The sequence below is a fragment of the Staphylococcus equorum genome, from assembly GCF_029024965.1.
GTDB lineage: Bacteria > Bacillota > Bacilli > Staphylococcales > Staphylococcaceae > Staphylococcus > Staphylococcus equorum.
The window spans coordinates 1,474,437-1,496,127 of the sequence record NZ_CP118982.1 but is presented as its reverse complement, the minus strand read 5'-3'; the positions used below and the strand labels follow the sequence as shown (position 1 = coordinate 1,496,127).

The 21,691-nt window shown below is 33.2% G+C and carries 20 protein-coding genes and 1 riboswitch; of the genes, 12 read left to right on the top strand and 8 right to left on the bottom strand.

The genetic code is table 11. From position 1 onward, the window contains the following. Positions 1 to 244: 244 nt before the first annotated feature. Positions 245 to 2,053 carry an oligoendopeptidase F gene (pepF, locus tag PYW44_RS07305; protein WP_021339149.1) on the top strand — a complete coding sequence of 603 codons (1,809 nt, stop codon included), beginning with the start codon at positions 245 to 247 and terminating at the stop codon, positions 2,051 to 2,053. A gap of 112 nt (positions 2,054 to 2,165) precedes the next feature. Here the strand turns inward: pepF and phoU are convergent, their stop codons facing one another. The 6 genes from phoU to cvfB form a co-directional block, all read right to left on the bottom strand. After that, positions 2,166 to 2,816, bottom strand: a complete 651-nt coding sequence (gene phoU, locus PYW44_RS07300; RefSeq protein WP_002507655.1) for a phosphate signaling complex protein PhoU — start codon at positions 2,814 to 2,816, stop codon at positions 2,166 to 2,168. 3 nt (positions 2,817 to 2,819) lie between these two features. After that, on the bottom strand, positions 2,820 to 3,701 hold the full coding sequence (gene pstB / locus PYW44_RS07295) for a phosphate ABC transporter ATP-binding protein PstB (protein WP_021339150.1): 882 nt from the start codon (positions 3,699 to 3,701) through the stop codon (positions 2,820 to 2,822). A 103-nt stretch (positions 3,702 to 3,804) separates the two neighbouring features. Then, a complete protein-coding gene (pstA, locus tag PYW44_RS07290) occupies positions 3,805 to 4,716 on the bottom strand; it encodes a phosphate ABC transporter permease PstA (RefSeq protein ID WP_002507653.1) in 912 nt (303 codons plus the stop codon). Position 4,717: 1 nt separating this feature from the next. After that, positions 4,718 to 5,647 (bottom strand): phosphate ABC transporter permease subunit PstC, encoded by a 930-nt coding sequence (pstC, locus tag PYW44_RS07285; protein WP_002507652.1) that lies wholly within the window; start codon positions 5,645 to 5,647, stop codon positions 4,718 to 4,720. A gap of 145 nt (positions 5,648 to 5,792) precedes the next feature. After that, entirely contained in the window at positions 5,793 to 6,743 is a 951-nt protein-coding gene (locus tag PYW44_RS07280; RefSeq protein WP_115076004.1) for a PstS family phosphate ABC transporter substrate-binding protein, read from the bottom strand. Positions 6,744 to 7,140: 397 nt separating this feature from the next. Continuing rightward, a complete protein-coding gene (gene cvfB / locus PYW44_RS07275) occupies positions 7,141 to 8,040 on the bottom strand; it encodes an RNA-binding virulence regulatory protein CvfB (protein WP_021339152.1) in 900 nt (299 codons plus the stop codon). A gap of 157 nt (positions 8,041 to 8,197) precedes the next feature. Between cvfB and PYW44_RS07270 the strand changes: the two genes are divergently transcribed. From PYW44_RS07270 to lysA, 10 genes are all read left to right on the top strand, one after another. Beyond that, positions 8,198 to 9,799: an ABC-F family ATP-binding cassette domain-containing protein gene (locus PYW44_RS07270; RefSeq protein ID WP_002507649.1), complete on the top strand. Its 1,602-nt coding sequence runs from the start codon at positions 8,198 to 8,200 to the stop codon at positions 9,797 to 9,799. A 409-nt stretch (positions 9,800 to 10,208) separates the two neighbouring features. After that, positions 10,209 to 11,039 carry an aldo/keto reductase gene (locus PYW44_RS07265; RefSeq protein WP_115076003.1) on the top strand — a complete coding sequence of 277 codons (831 nt, stop codon included), beginning with the start codon at positions 10,209 to 10,211 and terminating at the stop codon, positions 11,037 to 11,039. A 180-nt stretch (positions 11,040 to 11,219) separates the two neighbouring features. After that, a riboswitch (Lysine riboswitch) is annotated at positions 11,220 to 11,398 on the top strand. A gap of 86 nt (positions 11,399 to 11,484) precedes the next feature. Continuing rightward, complete coding sequence (locus tag PYW44_RS07260; RefSeq protein WP_002507647.1) at positions 11,485 to 12,687, top strand: aspartate kinase; 1,203 nt, start codon at positions 11,485 to 11,487, stop codon at positions 12,685 to 12,687. Between the two features lie 55 nt (positions 12,688 to 12,742). Beyond that, complete coding sequence (locus PYW44_RS07255; RefSeq protein WP_021339156.1) at positions 12,743 to 13,732, top strand: aspartate-semialdehyde dehydrogenase; 990 nt, start codon at positions 12,743 to 12,745, stop codon at positions 13,730 to 13,732. A 1-nt stretch (position 13,733) separates the two neighbouring features. Next, positions 13,734 to 14,621: a 4-hydroxy-tetrahydrodipicolinate synthase gene (gene dapA, locus PYW44_RS07250; protein WP_064782943.1), complete on the top strand. Its 888-nt coding sequence runs from the start codon at positions 13,734 to 13,736 to the stop codon at positions 14,619 to 14,621. Then, complete coding sequence (gene dapB / locus PYW44_RS07245; protein ID WP_021339158.1) at positions 14,618 to 15,340, top strand: 4-hydroxy-tetrahydrodipicolinate reductase; 723 nt, start codon at positions 14,618 to 14,620, stop codon at positions 15,338 to 15,340. Before dapA ends, dapB begins: the two co-directional genes overlap by 4 nt. Before the next feature lie 22 nt (positions 15,341 to 15,362). Then, the gene (dapD, locus tag PYW44_RS07240; protein ID WP_002507643.1) at positions 15,363 to 16,082 is read left to right on the top strand and encodes a 2,3,4,5-tetrahydropyridine-2,6-dicarboxylate N-acetyltransferase; all 720 of its coding nucleotides are present in this window, start codon (positions 15,363 to 15,365) and stop codon (positions 16,080 to 16,082) included. A 301-nt stretch (positions 16,083 to 16,383) separates the two neighbouring features. Then, positions 16,384 to 17,541: a M20 metallopeptidase family protein gene (locus PYW44_RS07235; RefSeq protein WP_021339159.1), complete on the top strand. Its 1,158-nt coding sequence runs from the start codon at positions 16,384 to 16,386 to the stop codon at positions 17,539 to 17,541. After that, positions 17,538 to 18,611 carry an alanine racemase gene (locus tag PYW44_RS07230; protein ID WP_021339160.1) on the top strand — a complete coding sequence of 358 codons (1,074 nt, stop codon included), beginning with the start codon at positions 17,538 to 17,540 and terminating at the stop codon, positions 18,609 to 18,611. The genes PYW44_RS07235 and PYW44_RS07230 overlap by 4 nt, the downstream gene beginning before the upstream one ends. Positions 18,612 to 18,614: 3 nt before the next feature. Then, a complete protein-coding gene (lysA, locus tag PYW44_RS07225; protein ID WP_021339161.1) occupies positions 18,615 to 19,880 on the top strand; it encodes a diaminopimelate decarboxylase in 1,266 nt (421 codons plus the stop codon). A 489-nt stretch (positions 19,881 to 20,369) separates the two neighbouring features. On the opposite strand, the gene cspA is transcribed toward lysA, so the two are convergent. Continuing rightward, entirely contained in the window at positions 20,370 to 20,570 is a 201-nt protein-coding gene (gene cspA / locus PYW44_RS07220; RefSeq protein ID WP_002507639.1) for a cold shock protein CspA, read from the bottom strand. A 182-nt stretch (positions 20,571 to 20,752) separates the two neighbouring features. Next, positions 20,753 to 21,061, bottom strand: coding sequence for a regulatory protein MsaA (msaA, locus tag PYW44_RS07215; RefSeq protein WP_021339162.1), 309 nt, complete (start codon positions 21,059 to 21,061; stop codon positions 20,753 to 20,755). A 349-nt stretch (positions 21,062 to 21,410) separates the two neighbouring features. Between msaA and PYW44_RS07210 the strand changes: the two genes are divergently transcribed. Then, positions 21,411 to 21,680, top strand: a complete 270-nt coding sequence (locus tag PYW44_RS07210; protein ID WP_021339163.1) for an acylphosphatase — start codon at positions 21,411 to 21,413, stop codon at positions 21,678 to 21,680. Positions 21,681 to 21,691 lie beyond the last annotated feature (11 nt).

The following is a 21,691-nucleotide window of genomic DNA, read 5'->3' as shown; positions in this document are numbered from 1 at the left end:
CCACTCCTTTTTATTTAATATTTATACTTTACTTACATTATATATATCATACTATATTTTCTATATAAATACATTCAGTCTTGAGCAGTATAATTTTATATTAAATTAATATAAAATACGTGTCAATCCAGTTTGGTTTACTGTTCCCCACTTTTAATATAGATAAACTTTCGGTTATCATTTATGCGGGTCATTCATGTATAATTAATTATGAATACAATATAAATGTAGAGGAGTAGATTATATGGCTGAAACACTACCATTTAGAAATAATGTTCCAATTGAAGAAACATGGGACGTAACTGACTTATTTAGTTCTGATGATGCATTTTATAACACACTGAATGATACATTGGAACAAGCTAAGGCATTTAATCAACAATATGCAGAGCAATTAATTGAAGTGAATATTGTTGAAGATGCACTGGATGCATATTCTGAACTATTAATTCAATTAGATAGAATGGCAAATTATGCTGAGTTAAGATTGAGTGTTGATACAGCTAATGAACATGCACAGACATTAAGCGCAAAATTGTCTACATCTTATGGAAAAATCGCTAGTGAACTTTCATTTGTAGTTTCAGAAATATTAGAGCTATCTGATCAAACACTTGAACAACTTATTCAAACATCAAAGTATCCCCATTTTTTAACGAAATTAAAAGCGAATAAGGCACATCAATTAACTCCAGAAGTTGAAAAAGTATTAGCAAGTTTGTCCCCTACTTTTGAGAGCGCATTTGAACTTTATGGAACTACAAAAATGTTGGATATTGAATTTGAACCATTTGAATATAATCAACAAACATATCCTTTAGATTATGCTACTTTTGAGAATGAATATGAAGATAACCCAAATGAAGCATTTAGAAGAATAAGTTTCAAACATTTTAGTAATGCATTAAGTAAGTACCAACATACGACAGCAGCGACATATAATATGCAAGTGCAACAAGAGAAAATCGAAGCAGATTTAAGAGGATATGATTCTGTTATTGATTATTTACTACAAGAGCAAGAAGTGACGCGAGACATGTTTAACAGACAAATTGATGTGATTATGAGTGATTTAGCACCTATTATGCAAAAATATGCGAAATTAGTTAAACGTGTCCATGGCTTAGATGTAATGCATTTTGAAGATTTAAAGGTTTCTATTGATCCAAACTACGAGCCAGAAATTTCAATTGAAGATTCTAAACAATATATTTATGGTGCTTTAAATGTACTTGGTGAAGATTATTTAGAAATGGTTGAAGCTGCTTATAAAGAGAGATGGATAGATTTTGCGCAAAACAAAGGTAAAGAAACAGGTGCTTATTGTGCGAGTCCCTATGCTTCACACTCATATGTTTTTATATCATGGACTGGTAAAATGACTGAAACTTTCGTGTTAGCGCATGAATTAGGTCATGCGGGCCACTTTACATTAGCACAAGCGCATCAAAATTATTTAGAATCAGAAGCTTCGATGTACTTTGTAGAAGCACCTTCTACTATGAATGAAATGCTTATGGCGAACTACTTATTTAAAAATAGTAATGATGCTAAATTTAAACGTTGGGTAACAGGTTCTATTATTTCAAGAACATATTACCATAATATGGTTACACATTTACTTGAAGCTGCTTTCCAACGTGAAGTTTACAATAAAGTCGATCAAGGAGAATCATTGACTGCACCAGTACTTAATGACATTATGCTTGATGTCTATAGTCAATTCTTTGGAGACAGCGTGAAACTTACGGAAGGTACAGAGCTAACTTGGATGAGACAACCACACTATTATATGGGATTATACTCTTACACGTATTCAGCTGGCTTAACGATTGGTACAGTGATGTCTCAACGCATTCAAAATGAAGGACAACCAGCTGTTGATGCTTGGTTAGATACCTTAAAAGCTGGAGGTAGTAAATCACCAGTAGATTTAGCTGAAATTGCAGGTATTGATATCCGAACTGAACAACCATTAAAATCAACAATTGGCTATATTGGCAAACTTGTTGATGAATTAGAAACACTGACTGAGGAAATTGAAAATAAATAGTATTTTATAAAATTAAAAAGCACAATGGCAATTTTGAAGATCATCTACTTTCATTTATTTGAAAGCGAGTTATCTTTGTAAAGCCATTGTGCTTTTATTATGTGGAACATTTTTATTTATTATAGGATTCATAACGTTCACCTGTAATAAAGAAATAAATGTTTTCTGCTATATTGCAAATGTGATCTCCAATACGTTCTAAATGTCTTGCAGCTAAATGTGCTTGACCTGCAACGAAAGGATCGTTATCTATTAAATAAGTTGTGTTTACAATATTTTTATAGATATCATCAATATCTTTATCGCGATCAATGATTTCTTTTATTAAGGTAATATCATTATCATTAACTGCATCATCTAAGTCTTTTAACATTAAGAGTGCAAGTTTGCCCATAGTGTTAAGTCTCGTCAGTACATATTCGTCAATAATTTTTGCACGTAATCTAATTTTCGCTATACTTGCTGCATTGTCGCCTATACGTTCAAAATCAGTAGCAATTTTTAAAGCAGCCATCATTAAACGTAAATCAGTAGCAATCGGCTGTTGCTTAGTGATAAGCAGGACTACTTTTTCATTAATTGCAGTTTCTTGCTCATTGATTTCTTTATCCTTAGCTATTGTTTGTCTAGCATAATTACGATCTTCTTCACTTAACGACGTTAGTCCAAATTCTATATTACGATATACATAAAGACCAAGTCGACGTAGATCTTTAATAAGTCCGTCTAGTTGGCCTTCATATTTATGTCTAATTGTTGCCATAGATTAACCGAAGCGACCTGAGATATAATCTTCAGTTTGCTTATCTGCAGGATTGGAGAAGATCTTATCAGTGTCGTCGTATTCATTAACATAGCCGTTAAGGAAGAAAGCAGTTTTATCAGAAACACGAGCAGCTTGTTGCATATTATGTGTAACAATAATGATTGAATATTGTTCTTTAAGCTCTTGAACAAGTTCTTCAATTTTTAATGTTGATATTGGATCTAAAGCTGATGTTGGCTCATCCATCAATATAACATCTGGTTCAATAGCTAACGTACGAGCAATACAAACACGTTGTTGTTGTCCACCAGATAAACTATAAGCATTTTTGTCTAAGTCATCTTTTAATTCATCCCAAATTGCAGCGCCACGTAGAGATTTTTCAACAATTTCATCTAAGACTTTTTTGTTTTTAATACCATGGATTTTAGGACCATAAGTGATATTGTCATAAATTGATTTAGGGAATGGATTTGGTTGTTGGAATACCATACCTACATTTGTTCTCAATTTTTCAACTGAATATTTATTATCGAAAATATTTTTATCACGATACATTATTTTACCAGCAGTTTTAACAGATGGCACAAGTTCAACCATACGATTTAATGCTTTAATATATGTTGACTTACCACAACCTGAAGGTCCAATAATTGCTGTTACATTATTTTCTAAAATATCTAAATTAATATTTTTTAAAGCATGATTTTCTCCATACCATAAATCAAGATTTTTAGTTGAATAGACAATTTTCTTTTGGCTATCTGGAATTTTATTCTCTGAATGATTTGGCTCAATAGTTGCTATTGGTGAGTCATTACGGTCAGTATGTGATTTTAATGTATCGTTCGTATCGTTATTATCTATAATTTGTTTATTCATAATTAAAACTCCTTTTTATAGACTAGATGCTAAGATTTTACTGAAATTCTAGCATATTCCCATTTACTAGCCTTATTTAAATAGTATTTCTTGTATCTTAAGTTTAGTATTTTTTACTATATTTATTTCTTAAGAATATCGCTATTGCATTCATTAATAGTAATATAACGAGTAATACGATAATTCCTGCCGATGCAACGTTTTGGAATTCTTCTTGTGGTAATTTTGTCCAGCTATAAATTGACATTGGTAACGCTTGGAATTGATCGAATATTGTAGATGGTAGCTGTAATAAAATCGTTGGTATACCAATTAAAATTAATGGTGCTGTCTCACCTAATGCACGAGATAGTGCTAAGATGAAACCTGTCAAAATACCAGGAATCGCCGCTGGTAACACAACACGGCGTATTGTTTGCCATTTGTTGGCACCTAGTCCGTATGAAGCTTCCTTTACAGAACTAGGTACAGATCTGATTGCTTCTTGGCTAGCTACAATGATTACCGGTAAGATAAGTAACGACATTGTTAATGCAGCCGCTAAAACAGAGTTGCCGAGTGCAATTGAATCGATACCCATACCTCTTACAAAAATTGTAAGACCGAGTAAACCAAACACGACTGAAGGTACACCAGCTAAGTTTGAGATACTCACTTTAATAAAGTTTGTAAGTGCATTTTCTTTAGCATATTCTTCTAAATATATTGCAGTACCAACACCTAAAGTAATTGTTATCGGGATAATAGTAACCATTAACCATATAGTACCGATAAAAGCACCTTTAATCCCTGCCATTGAAGGCGTTGATGATGAGAAATTAGTGAAAAATGATGGAGTTAAGTGTCCAGCACCTTTTATAAGTGTATCAATGAGTAATGCCGCTAATACAAGCAAACCAACCATTGTACAGGCAAAGAAAGCCCATTTATTAACTTTATTTGTCGTTAACCTTCCAGAGAGTTTCTTTTCAACTGTTTGTTGGTCTACGAGCACATTTTTGTTTGTTTCAGTCATATTAATACTCCTCTCTGAAACGTTTCGTAATCCATTGAGAAATCAAATTCATTGCTAATGTGAATAAGAATAAAGTGAATCCTACCGCATAGATACTATAGTAAGTATCAGTACCAAATGTTGCATCACCTGTTGCTACTTGAACGATATAACCTGTCATTGTTTGGATAGAGCCTGTTATATCTAGTGATGCACTCGGTGTACTACCTGCAGCAAGAGATACGATCATAGTTTCGCCAATTGCACGTGAAATCGCTAATACAATTGAGGCCATAATACCTGAAGTTGCAGCTGGTAAAATAACTTTAGTTGCTACTTCAAATTTTGTAGCACCTAAACCTAGTGCACCTTCACGCATTTTGTTTGGTACCGATGACATTGCATCTTCACTCATACTTGATATTAATGGAATAATCATTACACCAACTACAAGACCTGGACTAATAGAGTTGAAACTGCCTATGTCTGGAAAGATTCCACGTATTAACGGTGTAACAAATGTTAGAGCAAAGAAACCGAATACGATTGTTGGAATACCAGATAATATTTCTAATATTGGTTTGATAATACTTTTAGCACGTGGCGAAGCATATTCACTTAAGTAAAGTGCTGCACCCAGACCTAATGGCACTGCTACGATTGTAGCTATTACAGTTATCTTCAACGTACCTAATATTAATGGCCAAATTCCAAATTTAGGATCAGATGAGAATGGTGTCCATTCCATCGAAAAGAGAAATTCTGTAATAGGAATACGTGTGAAAAACGTAATGGTTTCTGTTAATAATGTGACTACAATACCGATTGTCGCTAATATAGAAAAAATTGCTATTGTACCTAAAATAATTGGAACAATTTTATCACTTGCACCTTTTTTATTGGCATTGTTTTTTTCTATCATTTCGCTTACGGAGCGGTTTTTATTCGCCATGTAAATTTCCTTCCTTCATATAGACTCCGAAATTTATAAAAAAAGGTTGGGATGTTTAGAAATAGAGAAACAAAGTGGACGTTATTCCCATCGCCACTTTGTTTTCTAATACAGAATCCCGACCTTTAAGATTTACAGCTATGTGTTATTTATCTTCTTCTTTGTCTTTGCTTTCTTTACCAGTAATCTCTTTTAATTCATCTAGTTGTTTTTGGTAATCTTTTTCTGGTAGAGCTACAAATCCTGCTTCTTCAGCTGATTTACCTTTGTCTTCAAAGATAAATTTCATGAAATCTTGGAATCCTTCATTTTCTTTTAGTTTTTTCTCGTTTGTATAAATGAACAGTGGTCTACTTAAAGCATATGAGCCATTTTGAATTGATTCTTTAGTTGGTTTAGTAACTTCACCACTATCATCTTTGATTTCAACGGCTTTTAATTTATCTTTATTTTCTTCAAAGAAATTATAACCGAAGTAACCAATACCTTGTTCATTTTTTTGAACTGATTGAACGATTACGTTTGTATCAGCGTTTTTCTCTGCTTTGATATCTCCGTCATCCATAACTTCTTCAGTGAAGAAATCATACGTACCATGTGATTGGTCTGGAGAAAATGATTTAATTTCTTTATCTGGCCATTCAGGATTAACATCTTTCCATGATTTTGCTTCGCCAGAATAAATATCTTTCAATTGATCTTTAGTTAATTCGTTTACAAAATCGTTTTCTTTATTAACTGCAATTGTTACGCCATCTTTTGCAACTTCAAATTCATTATATTTAATACCTTTATCTTCTAATTTTTTCTTCTCTTCATCTTTTATTGGTCTAGATGCGTTTGAAAAATCAGTATTCCCTGAAATGAATTTTTCGAATCCGCCACCAGTACCAGATGTACCAGATGAAACTGTAACATCGGAATTTTCTTCAGCAAATTTTTCGTTTAATTTTTCAATGATTGGACCTACTGTTGATGAACCGTCGCCTTTAACTTCGCCTTCGCCGCCACCAGAACCAGCATTTCCGCCGCCACAAGCGCCTAATAAAAGTGAAGAGCCAATTACTGTAGTTCCAAATACTTGCCATTTTTTCATTGAAACATCCTCCTAATAAATAAATAACCCTTAAAAGTTATATGTATTTCTTACAGTTCCTATATTACACACAATTTATTAAATACAAATATAGATATTGTAAATCTTTCGTTAAGTTATGAGAGCTTCTATTTACAAAGTTTATAAATGGTATGAAATAATATAGGAGTGACTTGTAAATGTTGATAATACAACGTTTTGTTCAAAGCATATATTACAAATAACTATGAAATTGTAATATAAAAAAAGAAACAATCCTGAAATCACTATATAAAAATAGTGATTTCAGGATTGTTTTGTTGAGAATTGTATTTTGAAGTCCAATTCATTTTATAAATTGTTATTATTATTGTTATAAAACAACTTAGATAAAAACATCACTTTATAATAGAAGGAATTACTTTTCTATTCTTTCCCAACCTTTTTTAGTTAAAGCGATTTTACCAGAGTCTATCGTGATAATTTTGTTTTTATATAAGTGCCCGATTGCTCTTTTGAACGAACCTTTACTCATATTAAAAATTTCTTTAATAGCTTCGGGACTCGATTTGTCTGAGAAAGGTAATTCCCCATCGTACTCTACGAGTAAGTCAAAAATATTTTGACCATCATCATCAAGTCTTTCGTGTGCAAGTGGTAAAAATGAACCGTTCAATTCACCTTTATCGTTTTGACCAATGATACGGACTTTTACATTTTCACCGAGACGTGGTTCCTCTTTACGTTCTGTTTCATGAACGAATATTTTATAACCCTCTTTTGATAGTAAGAAACTACCTATGCGTAATAAACGATATGGTCTTGCTTCGATGATTTTATTTTTCAATTCATTATCGAAAACAGACTTATATGTTTGTTCTACTATTGTTTCTGTTGCTAAACGTGCGAACATATTGTTATCTCTATCAATACGTAACGTAACGAATAACTCATCACCTTGTACTGGCCAAACTGATTTAACTTTTGGTAAATCTTCCCAAGGTATTAATACTTCTCTTGGTAAACCTACATCGACATGTGCACCATCGCGATCAACTTTTAATACTTTTACAAAGTCGTATTTATCAGTCGTTACGTCAGGCATATTTTGTGTAGCAAATAATGCACCTGATCTATTTGGGTAAATAAAGAAACTATATTCTTCCCCTATATTTAATTCATCTTCATCTTTTACTTCGGATTGATTGAGTTTAACTTCTTCTCCGTTTGGTCCTTTTAACTTATATGTTGAACCTTCTAATCCAACAACTTCAAGAAATTCTATAGAACCTACAATATCTTTTTCATCTTGGGCCATACTTTTCTCCTTCGTACATACAGATTTATTCTTACTTATTATAACATGCTATGAAGAAACTAGCATCACTACATCGAGAATGGTCGAAACAAGTTGATAAGTGTGTTATAATTTGTCCGGTAGATTAACGAAAAGGATAACGAAAAGGAGTAAATGCATGTTACAAGTTACTGATGTAAGTTTGCGATTTGGTGATCGTAAGCTATTTGAAGATGTAAATATTAAATTTACAGATGGCAATTGTTATGGATTAATAGGAGCTAATGGCGCAGGTAAATCAACGTTCTTAAAGATTTTATCGGGTGAATTAGACGCTCAAACTGGTCATGTTTCTATGGGGAAAGACGAACGTTTAGCAGTTTTAAAACAGGATCACTTTGCATTTGAAGATGAACGTGTAATTGATGTTGTTGTTAAAGGACACGAACGTTTATATGAAGTAATGAAAGAAAAAGATGAAATCTATATGAAACCAGACTTCAGTGATGAAGATGGTATTAGAGCTGCAGAACTAGAAGGCGAATTTGCTGAAATGGACGGCTGGAATGCCGAAGCAGATGCGGGTACCCTACTTTCTGGACTAGGTATCAAAGCAGACCTACAAGATAAAACAATGTCTGAATTAGAAAACAATCAAAAAGTTAAAGTGTTATTAGCACAAAGTCTTTTTGGTAAACCTGACGTATTATTACTAGATGAGCCTACCAATGGTTTAGATATCCCTGCAATAAGCTGGTTAGAAGATTTCTTAATTAATTTTGAAAACACAGTTATTGTTGTGTCTCATGATAGACACTTTTTAAATAATGTTTGTACGCATATTGCTGACTTAGATTATGGCAAAATTAAATTGTTTGTTGGTAACTATGATTTCTGGTACCAATCAAGTCAACTTGCTATGAAAATGGCTCAAGATCAAAACAAGAAAAAAGAAGAAAAAGTTAAAGAATTACAAGATTTCGTGGCACGTTTCTCTGCAAACGCCTCTAAATCAAAACAAGCAACAAGTCGTAAGAAACAATTAGAAAAAATCGAGATTGATGATATTCAACCTTCTTCTCGTCGTTATCCTTTTGTGAAATTCACACCTGAACGTGAAATTGGTAATGATTTATTACATGTCGACAATGTTTCTAAAACAATCGACGGCGTAAAGATATTAGATAATATTTCATTCTCTATGGATCCTAACGATAAAGCTGTATTAGTTGGTGATAGTGAATTTGCTAAATCAACATTACTTAAAATCTTAGCTGGTGAAATGGAACCAGATGAAGGTACAGTAAGATGGGGCGTAACAACTTCTCAAAGTTTCTTACCTAAAGATAACTCATTCTACTTCGATGGTGTAGATACAAACTTAGTTGACTGGTTACGTCAATACGCACCTGAAGATGAACAAACAGAGACATTTTTACGTGGATTCCTAGGACGTATGCTATTTAGCGGTGAAGAAGTTAAGAAAAAAGCGAGTGTCTTATCTGGTGGAGAGAAAGTACGTTGTATGCTAAGTAAAATGATGTTATCAAGTTCTAACGTGTTACTACTGGATGAACCTACAAACCATTTAGACTTAGAAAGTATTACTGCAGTCAATGATGGCTTGAAATCATTCAAAGGTTCTATTATCTTTACATCTTATGACTTTGAATTCATCAATACGATTGCAAACCGTGTCATTGATTTAAATCCAACTGGTGGTCTTTCTAAAGAAACGACTTATAGAGCCTATTTAGAAGAAACTGGTGTATTAAAATAATAACCATGTGTTATTGATTTAAATATAACGCAATAAATAAGCGGAGGCTGAGACGACGTAATCTTGTTAGAACAATTAGATTCCTGTCTTACTCCCCTCTTAAAATATAGGCACCCCAATACTATAAAGGTATTAGGGGTGTCTTTTTCATGTTCTTTTATCTTTATATGAGTTAAATCTATGAAATTGGTTGGTTGAATCATTTTATTGTTATTTAAAATTGTAGTGATTTGAGCTAACTACTTACAAATTAATAAAGCACTAAACGAAGACCTTAAGTTAAGGATGTCCCCCACTTTGTTCATCTTATTTAGGATGAAACGCCCCATTGTTTGGGCTAATTACTTTCAAAATGAATTTTTGAATTATATAATCATAATTAATTCAAATGAACGGAGGAGTTATTTCAATGGAAAATTTAAATATGATTGATGGACAACTTTTACCACAAATCGGTTTCGGTACATATAAATTAAATGGTGCGCAAGGCGTACATGCAATCGTTAATGCGTTAAATCAAGGATACAGAATCTTAGATACAGCCTATAACTATGAAAATGAAGGTACAGTGGGTAAAGCAATTGAAAGAAGTCATGTTTCAAGAGATCAAATCATTGTCACTTCGAAATTACCAGGTCGTTATCAAGACTATGATGCAGCATTAACAGCTATACAAGAATCTATTTATCGATTAAATGTCGATTATATTGATTTATATTTAATTCATTGGCCAAATCCAAGACACAATAAATATGTTGAAGCTTGGCAAGCGATGATTGATGCTCAAAAAGCGGGACTAATTAAATCTATTGGTGTTTGTAATTTCTTACCAGAACATATAGAAAAATTAGAAAAAGAAACTGGTGTCTTACCAACAGTGAATCAGATTGAATTACATCCGTATTTTAATCAACAAGATATGATTGAGTATCATAATAAAAAAGGAATTATTACAGAAGCATGGAGTCCATTAGGTCGTGCATCTGAAGTAATAAAAGATAAAGATATCGCTGTAATTGCCGAAAAATATAATAAAACAATACCTCAAATTATATTAAGATGGCACGTTCAATTAGGTGTAGTACCAATTCCAAAATCTACTTCTATAACGAGACAAATTCAGAATCTAAATGTTTTTGATTTTAACTTAGAAGTTGAAGACGTAGAAAAGATAAACAACTTATCTCAAAAAGATGGTAGATTAAAAGGTCAAGACCCTGCAATATATGAAGAATTTTAAAATTGAAAATATCGGAAAATGATTGTCACTAAACAATTTTAATTATATTTACACTTATAACGTAAAATGTATAAATATAATGTTGTATTTTTCAGTAAATTTAAAAAACTTCACAAAAGCGGTTTACAGTACATATAAGCATATGTATAATATGAATCATAAACAAACAAAAATTAAATATGGTTTTGATGAGGCGCATCAATCATTAGTAAATATTAGAAGAACCTGCCTGCTAGCAGCTAATTTTGAAAGGGTGAGATGCCGAAATAGTTATAATAGCAGCTTATAACACGTTGGACTTTATGGTTAAGAGCTAAGAGTCTGTCATTATTGTAAGATAATGGAGTGCATCACTTGTATATAAATTATAGAACAAGTTCGCATCCCGAACTTGTTCTTTTTTTAATACTGTGATTCTCCCCTATTGATTGAGGAGGATATAGAATTGAACAGAAGTGTTTTGAAATTTGGAGGTTCTTCAGTAAGTGATTTTACCAAAATAAAAAATATAGCGGAAATGTTGAAAATAAGAGTTGATCAAGGTGAACAGCTTATTGTTGTTGTTAGTGCCATGGGCAAGACAACAGATGAGCTTATGGCTAATGTCTCTGCATTAACTACCAACCCTAAAGATCAAGAACTTGCACTATTATTAACTACGGGTGAACAACAGACAGTTTCTTACTTATCTATGGTTTTAAATGATATCGGTGTAAACGCCAAAGCGATGACCGGATATCAAGCGGGTATTAAGACAATTGGACATCATTTAAAAAGTCGAATAGCAGAAATTAATCCTGATACATTCGAAATCGCATTTACAGAAAATGATGTTTTGGTAGTTGCTGGTTTCCAAGGCATAAATGAATCGCTTGAAGTGACGACGTTAGGTCGAGGTGGTTCAGATACTACTGCTGTTGCCTTAGCAGCAAGTAACGACACGGCATGTGAGATTTATACCGATGTCGATGGTGTCTATGCTACTGACCCAAGATTATATAAAGAAGCAAAACGACTTGAATACGTTTCTTATGAAGAAATGATGGAGATGAGCGCATTAGGTGCAGGTGTGTTAGAAACAAGAAGCGTCGAATTAGCAAACAACTATAATATTCCGCTTTATTTAGGAAGAACTTTATCAAATGTGAAAGGAACATGGATTATGTCACAAGCAGAATTATTAGAAAAAAAAGCAGTTACAGGTGTGGCGTTAGATACACATATGATGCACGTTACAATTAGTTATCCCTTACCAGATAATAGATTACTTACTGAGCTTTTTACTCAATTGGAAGAAGGTTCAGTAAATGTTGATATGATTTCTCAGATTATTAACTTGGAAGGATTACAAATGTCCTTTACTATTAAAGATACAGATGCTTTTCAGATTTCAACTATATTAGAAACTTTAAAAGAACAATTTAATGCATTAGACTTCAAGATTAATGAAGAATACGTTAAAATCTCTTTAATTGGCTCTGGTATGCGTGATATTTCTGGTGTAGCATCAAAAGCATTCATTACTTTAATTGAAAACGATATTTCTTTTTATCAAACTACAACATCAGAAATAAGCATTTCATGTGTAATAGATGCTGAGAATGGCGAACGAGCTGTTCGAGCCCTTTATCAAGCTTTTGATATCTGAATTTTCGGACTATAATTAATATTTATTAAAATAATAAAAATGGAGTGTATGGTATATGACAAAATTAGCATTGGCAGGCGCAACAGGATTAGTAGGAAGAAAAATGTTAGAAACAATAGATCGCAAAGGCGTTGAATTTGATGAGTTAGTGTTGTTCTCTTCGGCTCGCTCAGCAGGTGAAAACATTGAATTTCAAGGTAAAAACTACACTGTTAGAGAATTGACGGAAGACGCAGCTAAGGAATCATTTGATTATGTATTAATGAGTGCTGGCGGTAGCACAAGTGAACACTTCTCCCCTATTTTTGAACAAGCGGGTGCAATTGTCATTGATAATTCAAGTCAATGGAGAATGACTGAAGGTGTAGACTTAATCGTTCCAGAGGTTAACGAGCCTGTATTAGATAGAAAAATTATTGCAAATCCAAATTGCTCAACAATACAATCAGTCGTACCACTTAAACCATTACAAGAACAATTTGGCTTGAAACGTGTTGCATATACGACATACCAAGCGGTTTCAGGTTCTGGGGTAAAAGGTAAACAAGATTTAGCAGAAGGAGCAAATGGTAAAGCGCCTGAAGCATATCCACACCCTATTTATAATAATGTGTTACCCCATATAGATACTTTCCTTGAAGATGGGTATACAAAAGAAGAACAAAAAATGATAGACGAGACACGTAAAATCTTAAAAGATGATGAATTAAAAGTTACAGCTACTTGTGTACGTGTGCCAGTCCAAGACAGTCATAGTGTTCACATGAGTGTAACGTTAGAAAAAGAAGCTACAGTGAGTGCAATCCAAGAATTATTTGAAAATGATGACCGTGTGGTACTTGAAGATGATCCACAAAATAATGTATATCCATTAGCGATTAATTCTACTGACAGAGATGAAATTTTTGTAGGACGTATTCGCCGTGATGAAACATTAGATAATACATTCCACGTATGGTGTACTTCTGACAACTTATTGAAAGGTGCGGCATTGAATGCAGTGCAAATACTTGAACAAGTTATGAGCTTGAAAGGAGTAAAATAATATGGGACATATTTTTGAAGGCGTAGGTGTCGCTTTAACAACACCTTTTACACACAATGAAGTAGATTATGATGCACTTAGAAGACATTTGAAATATTTAATTGAAAATGATGTGAAATCGATTGTTGTAAATGGTACTACAGCTGAAAATCCAGCATTAACTGATGGCGAAAAAGATCAAATACTAGAAGCAGTCGTAAATTATGTAGATGGACGCATTCCTGTAATTGCTGGAACAGGTACGAATAATACACAAAAATCAATTCAAGCTTCAGTTCGTGCTAAAGAAATGGGTGCAGATGCAATTATGCTGATCACACCCTACTACAATAAGACGAATCAACGTGGTTTAATTGCTCATTTTACGAAAATAGCAGATGCAATTAAATTACCAGTCGTGTTATACAATGTGCCTTCTCGTACAAATATGACTATAGAACCAGATACAGTTGAAACATTAAGCAAGAATGAATATATTATTGCATTAAAAGATGCGACCAACGATTTTGAATATTTAGAAGAAGTAAAAAAACGTATCAACTTAAATGACTTTGCGCTTTATAGTGGTAATGATGACAATGTAGTTAACTATTTTAATAAAGATGGACATGGCGTTATCTCAGTAGTTGCTAACGTGATCCCAAAATCTTTTCAAGCGTTATACGATGCAAAACAAAATGGAGAAGATATTGAAAAACAATTCCAACCGATTCAAACATTGTTAGATGCATTAGCAGTGGATGTGAACCCTATTCCAGTGAAGGCACTCACAGCGGTAGAAGGTTTCGGAAATTATGAGGTGCGTTTACCACTTGTACCTTTAGAAGATGAAGACCGTAAAACGTTAGAAAATGCGTACGAACAATTTAAAGCAGGTGACAAAGCATGAAGATAGTATTAATAGGCTATGGTGCGATGAATCAACGTGTCGCAAGATTAGCTGAATCAAAAGGACATGAAATAATTGGTGTTATTGTACGAGATGCTACCAAGGATTACCCGTACCCTACATTTGAACGTATTGCAGATGCTAAAGAAGCAGATGTTGCAATAGATTTCTCAAACCCAGAACTGTTATTACCATTATTGGATGAAGACTTTAATTTACCATTAGTAATAGCAACGACTGGTGAAAAAGAAGAAATAATCAATAAACTTCAAGCGTTAAGTAATCAAATGCCAGTCTTTTTCAGTGCGAATATGAGTTATGGTGTACATGCTTTAACAAAAATTTTAGAAGCGGCAGTGCCCCTATTACAAGATTTTGACATTGAACTTACGGAAGCACATCATAATAAAAAAGTGGATGCGCCAAGTGGTACATTAGTAAAATTATATGATGTGATTGATGACTTGCGAGAAAAATCTACACCAGTCTATGATAGACATGAGCATACTGAAAAACGCACACAAGATGAAATCGGTATCCATTCCATTCGGGGTGGCACGATTGTAGGAGAACATGACGTGCTATTTGCTGGTACTGATGAGACAATAGAGATTACGCATCGAGCACAGTCAAAAGATATTTTTGCAAATGGTGCAATTGGTGCAGCAGAAAAATTAATCAATAAGGCAAATGACTATTATACATTTGATAACCTATAAAAACTAAGGAGCGTATTAAATTATGGTACAACATTTAACGGCAGAAGAAATTATTAAATATATTAGTGATGCAAAGAAATCTACACCCTTAAAGGTTTATATTAATGGGAATTTTGAAAATGTAACCTTCCCTGATAGTTTCAAAGTGTTTGGTTCACCTGATTCAAAAGTTGTTTTCTGTGAAGCGGATGAATGGAAAACATTCTACGAAGCGAATCAATCTAGCATTGAAACAATAGAAGTTGAAATGGATCGTCGTAATTCGGCTATTCCATTAAAAGATTTAACTAACACAAATGCACGTATTGAACCAGGCGCTTTCATTCGTGAACAAGCTATTATTGAAGATGGCGCAGTGATTATGATGGGCGCAACAATTAATATTGGTGCTGTAGTTGGTGAAGGTACAATGGTAGATATGAATGCAACACTTGGCGGCCGTGCAACTACTGGTAAAAATGTACATGTTGGTGCAGGCTCAGTATTAGCTGGTGTCATTGAACCACCTAGTGCTTCACCAGTAGTAATCGAAGATGATGTACTTATTGGTGCGAATGCAGTTATTCTTGAAGGTGTTCGTGTTGGTAAAGGCTCTATTGTGGCTGCAGGTGCAATTGTAACGCAAGACGTGCCAGCTGGATCAGTTGTTGCAGGTACACCTGCTAAAGTGATTAAACAGACAAGTGAAGTTGAAGATTCAAAACGTGAAATTGTTTCAGCTTTAAGAAAATTGAATGACTAAAGCTTAAATTTCATGCAATTTCCACTTTTACTAAGTTAGTTATTGTTCCAAATAAATAAGGACTATACTTCTTAGTACGAACATCAATAAATATTAATGTAGGAGGTTTAAGGCGAGACAAGATGTAATTAATGATGGCGTTTATAACTTTTAAAAAGTTGCTATCCATTATACATTGATAAATCCGTCTTACCTCCTCATTTTTTTAATATTATATTTTTCGCTTTTTTATACATATAAATAAAGGACTTTAGAATAAAGTCTGAAGTTAATTAATAAAACTAAAAGGATTTGATTTTAAGTGAATGAATTAGAATTCGTAACAACACATAGACGTCATTTGCATCAAAACCCAGAGTTAAGTCTACATGAATATGAGACTACTACCTATATTGCTGCTTTCTTAGATGAATTAGGAATCAGTTATGAACGCCCTCTTGATACAGGATTAGTTGCTTATCTACCTGGGAACGGTGAGCATACGATAGCTTATCGTGCAGATATTGATGCATTACCTATTTTTGAAGAAAACGATGTAGCTTACAAAAGTTTAACAGATAATGTGATGCATGCTTGCGGACATGATGGGCACACTACTGCGTTAATGCTGTTTGTAAAGCGATGTAAAGCGATGGCTGACCAAGGAACGTTACCGCAAAGTATTGTTTTTATATTTCAACCTGCTGAAGAAACAGGTGGCGGTGCAAATCGATTAATTCGTGCTGGTGCCTTTAAAAATTATGATATTGAAGCCGTGTTTGGTATTCATGTTATGCCCTTTGAAAATGAAGGCAAAGTTGTTATTCGAGATGAAGAAATAACGGCAAGTGCTACGGAATATAGATTTTATTTAAATGGCCTTTCAAGTCATGTTGCGGATAAAGAACAAGGACATTCTTGTGGAGAAGCATTACAGCATGTATTAAGCCAAGTGGGACAAATTCAACAATATCATTTGAACGGTTTAAAACGAAATATTGTCCATATGGGTCATTTTGAAGCTGGAGAAGCGATTAATACTGTCCCTAGTCATGGTTATTTAGAAGGTACAATCAGAACATATGATGTGCGTGATTTAGAAATCGTAAAACAACAAATGGCCAAAATTGCTGAAAGTGTAAGCTTATTATTTAATGTAGAATGTGAAGTTAAGTTTGAAGAAGGTTACCCGCCTACTTATAATGATCCATTACTACGTAAACATGTTGAACATGGATTAGATAATGCAGATTTTGAAATTATAGATAAACCTACGCCTTATTTATTTGGTGAAGATTTCAGTTTTTATAGTCAACTTGCACCGAGTTATTTTGTATTTGTCGGTGTACGTGATGAAGCGAAGGGTTATGTGACTGGCTTACATACTGCTCATTTAAATTTTAATGAATATATGCTCATACGTATTGCAGATTATTATGAACAACTTCTAAAATCCTACAGCGAGGTGCGTGTACAATGACAGCCATTTGGTCAGTAGACACAGAGAAATTTTATGAAAATGCAGTAAATGTAGCGCAAGGCAACCAGCTCATGGCAGTAGTTAAAAATAATGCTTATCATTACGGTTTAGAATTTGCTGTTCAACAATTCAAAAAAGTTGGTATTCAAACTTTTAGTACAACTTCTTTAAGGGAAGCAATTCGAATTCGTAAACTTGCGCCCGATGCTACGATATTTTTAATGAATGCAGTTTATGAATTCGATAAATTACGTGCTTATCATATTCAGATGACTTTACCTTCTCTAGATTTCTATTATGAACATGTAGAAGATTTATATGATATTCAAGTTCATTTAGAATATGAAAATTTATTACATCGTTCAGGATTAAAATCAATTGCAGAAATGAGAGAAGTCCTTATACATCATGCGCAAAATAGAAATGAACAGCGTATGATAATAACTGGCCTATGGACACACTTTGGATATGCAGACGAATTTGATGTTCCGGATTATGAAATTGAGCGAAAAGCATGGCTAGATCTTGTAGATACGTTATTAACTGACGGTTATCAGTTTGATCTAATTCATGCGCAAAATAGTGCGAGTTACTATCGAGAAGATGGTGTTTTCCCCCATCATACACATGCGCGTGTTGGCATTGCATTGTACGGTTCAAGACCCTATAGTGATGTAGAAGAAACAGAAATTAAACAATCATTAACTGTGAAAGGTAATGTCATTCAAGTACGTGAAGTTAATCAGGGAGATTACTGTGGGTATAGTTTTGCTTATGAAGCTACGCAAGATGAAACAAGATTAGCAGTCGTAGATGTTGGTTATGGCGATGGTATACTTAAATCAAGAGCACAACATGAAGCATTGATTAACGGTAAACGCTACCCTATACGTGCGTTAATGATGAGTCATATGTTTGTGGAAGTAGATAGCAATGTTCGTGCACAAGATGAAGTGATACTATATAATAACGATATACGCGTAGATGAGTTCACATTTAAGGGTGTGGGCGCAAATTCTGAACAATTAAGCGCGATGAATCATGACTCACTAATAAAGGAGTATAGATAAATTATGGTAGTAGAATACAATGATAAAGGAGAGCTTACAATTGGAGGTACAAGCCTCAAAACGATAGCACAAAGTTTTGGGACGCCTACAATTGTTTATGATGAAACGCAAATTAGAACGCAAATGAGACGTTTTCACGAAGCTTTTCAAAAGAGCGAATTAAACTATAATATTTCATATGCTTCTAAAGCATTTACTTGTTTACAAATGGTTAAATTAGTAGAAGAAGAAGGACTCGAATTAGATGTAGTATCTGAAGGTGAATTATACACAGCACTAGCTGCTGGTTTTGATGCGCAACACATACATTTTCATGGTAATAATAAGACAAAACGTGAAATCCAATATGCCTTAGAAAGTAAAGTGGGTTATATCGTTATTGACTCTTTAGAAGAAATTGATCTTATTAACCGTTATGCAAGTGAAGAAGTGAATGTAGTGTTAAGGTTAAATCCTGGAGTTGAAGCACATACACATGAGTTTATTCAAACTGGACAAGAAGATAGTAAATTTGGCTTGTCTATCAAACATGGTTTGGCGATTGAAGGTGTCAAAAAAGTTAAAGATGCTAAGCGCTTAAATCTTAAAGGTGTTCACTTCCATGTAGGTTCTCAAATTGAAGGTACTGAAGCTATGATTGAAACTACTAAATTAGTTGTTCAATGGCTGAAAGAAAATGATATTCAAATAGAATTAATCAATTTAGGTGGCGGCTTTAGTATTAAGTATGTTGAAGGCGATGTGAGCTTCCCTATCGAAGATGGTATTGCAGAAATAACTGAAGCAATTAAAAAGATAGCACAAGAAGCTGATTACCCTATTCCAGAAATTGGTATTGAACCTGGACGTTCAATTGTTGGTGAAGCAGGTATTACTTTATATGAAGTAGGTACAATTAAAGACATCCCTAATGTAAATAAATATGTGTCTATCGATGGTGGCATGAGTGATCATATTCGTACCTCTCTCTATGATGCGAAGTATGAAGCTCTACTGGTCAATCGAAATGATCCAAAGGATGAAACTGTAACACTGGCAGGTAAATTATGTGAATCTGGAGATATTATTATCAAAGATGCACAATTGCCAAGTACAGTTAAACGTGGCGATTATTTAGCTATTTTATCAACTGGTGCTTATCATTATTCAATGGCATCAAATTATAACCAAATGCAGAAACCGTCCGTATTTTTCTTAAAAGATGGTAAGGCAAGAGAAGTTATTAAACGTCAATCATTGCGTCAATTAATCATTAATGATACAAGATAAATGATTATATAAGAAAAAAGGTTGTTAGCTATTCCCTACTGGGCATGTTAACAACCTTTTTTATGTTTTTAAAATGGTGTTTTAAGCGTTTTAAACAAACAATATAAAGTTCTGGATTAATTTGGTCATGATTATAATTGAAAGCTCTTTAAATGCCTGTATTGAATGAATGTATGTATATTGAAGACATTAAGAACCTCTAACCTTAAAAGTAATCTTGGAAAATATTAGAAATTTACATGTTAAGCACATGTATTAAGAAAGCCTAACTCGATTTCATCGACAGAAATAAAGGTTTACATGCTTGTCGCATGCATTAAGGCGCCCTAACATATTGAAAATGTAATCTTAAAAGCATTAGCGGATTACATGCCTTGCGCATGCATTAAGAAAGACTAACTCGATTTCATCGAGTAAGGCTTTCTATATATAAAAAAAAGAACCTTTGACAAGGTTCTTTTTTACATAAAGTCAATATAGCAATCTATATTATAGTTTAGCAACGTTTGCAGCTTGAGGACCGCGGTCGCCTTCAACTACTTCAAATTCAACTGATTGACCTTCTTCTAATGATTTGTATCCTTCTTGGTTAATTGCTGAGAAGTGTACGAACACGTCGTTTTCTCCTTCAACTTCGATAAAACCAAAACCTTTTTCGGCGTTAAACCATTTTACTGTACCTTGTTTCATAACTGTGAAACCTCCAAGACTAATATTCATTCAATATGCGTTATTCGCATATTACAAAAAATACAATTTCACAGTTTAAGTCTGTTAGTACAATATTCTTTGCAATATGGAATAAAACTATTGCTTGACTAACAGTATAAAGCAATTTAAATAAAATTGCAATACAAATCTGAATAAACTGTTTATTCAACAATAGGTAATTTATAATATACTTCATTATTATATAAAACAATAAAACTATAGAATATTTGTAAATCTTCATCGCAATCTTCACAAAATCCTAAATCGCAATTATTATAAAAAGCATGAATATTATATTTACCAACTAAATAATTATCATAATCTTTTTTACATTTTAAAATGATTGATTGGTATTGGCTTAACATCTCGTTATATGTCTCAAAATTATGTTGTTCTACGATATGATCAGTCCAGTCACTAAATAACCACCAGCCTTCATAATCAGCCCGAATTTTTGCAACTGTCCACATTTTCTTTCACCCTTTCATAGTCAGCTCAAAAATATTTTCAAAACATTTAAATATCATGTTCAAAATTTTAAGCTTAATAGAACAAGTTGATTATACTTATGTATGTCTTCATACATTCACTCTAAATAAAATCCCCCACGTTTATAAATAGATATGAATAAAACTAGTTATATACTTTATATAATTTAATTAGAGTCGCACAATTTGTCTATGAGTAATATTTTAACTAGATAATATACAAAATCAAGTTATCTGACTCATACTTTTGACCTATATACATCAGTTGCTCAAACGTAAATATTAGTTTTGTGGCCTAAAATTTCGTATAATACTAATAAGAGGTGATAATATGCAGTGCAAACATGTTAAAGTATTTGGAATGGTGCAAGGTGTTGGTTTCCGATACTATACACAGAAGATAGCTAGAAAGTATAATATTGTGGGCACAGTTGAGAATATTGATAATTATGTTGATATTTATGCGCAAGGAAATGAAAAAGCATTAACTTCATTTTTAAATGCAGTTATAGACGGTGCGTCACCTGCCTCGCATGTTGAAGATTATACTATAGAAGAATTAAATATTGATGAAACATTAAAGGATTTTAAAACTATATAAAGGAAGATGAA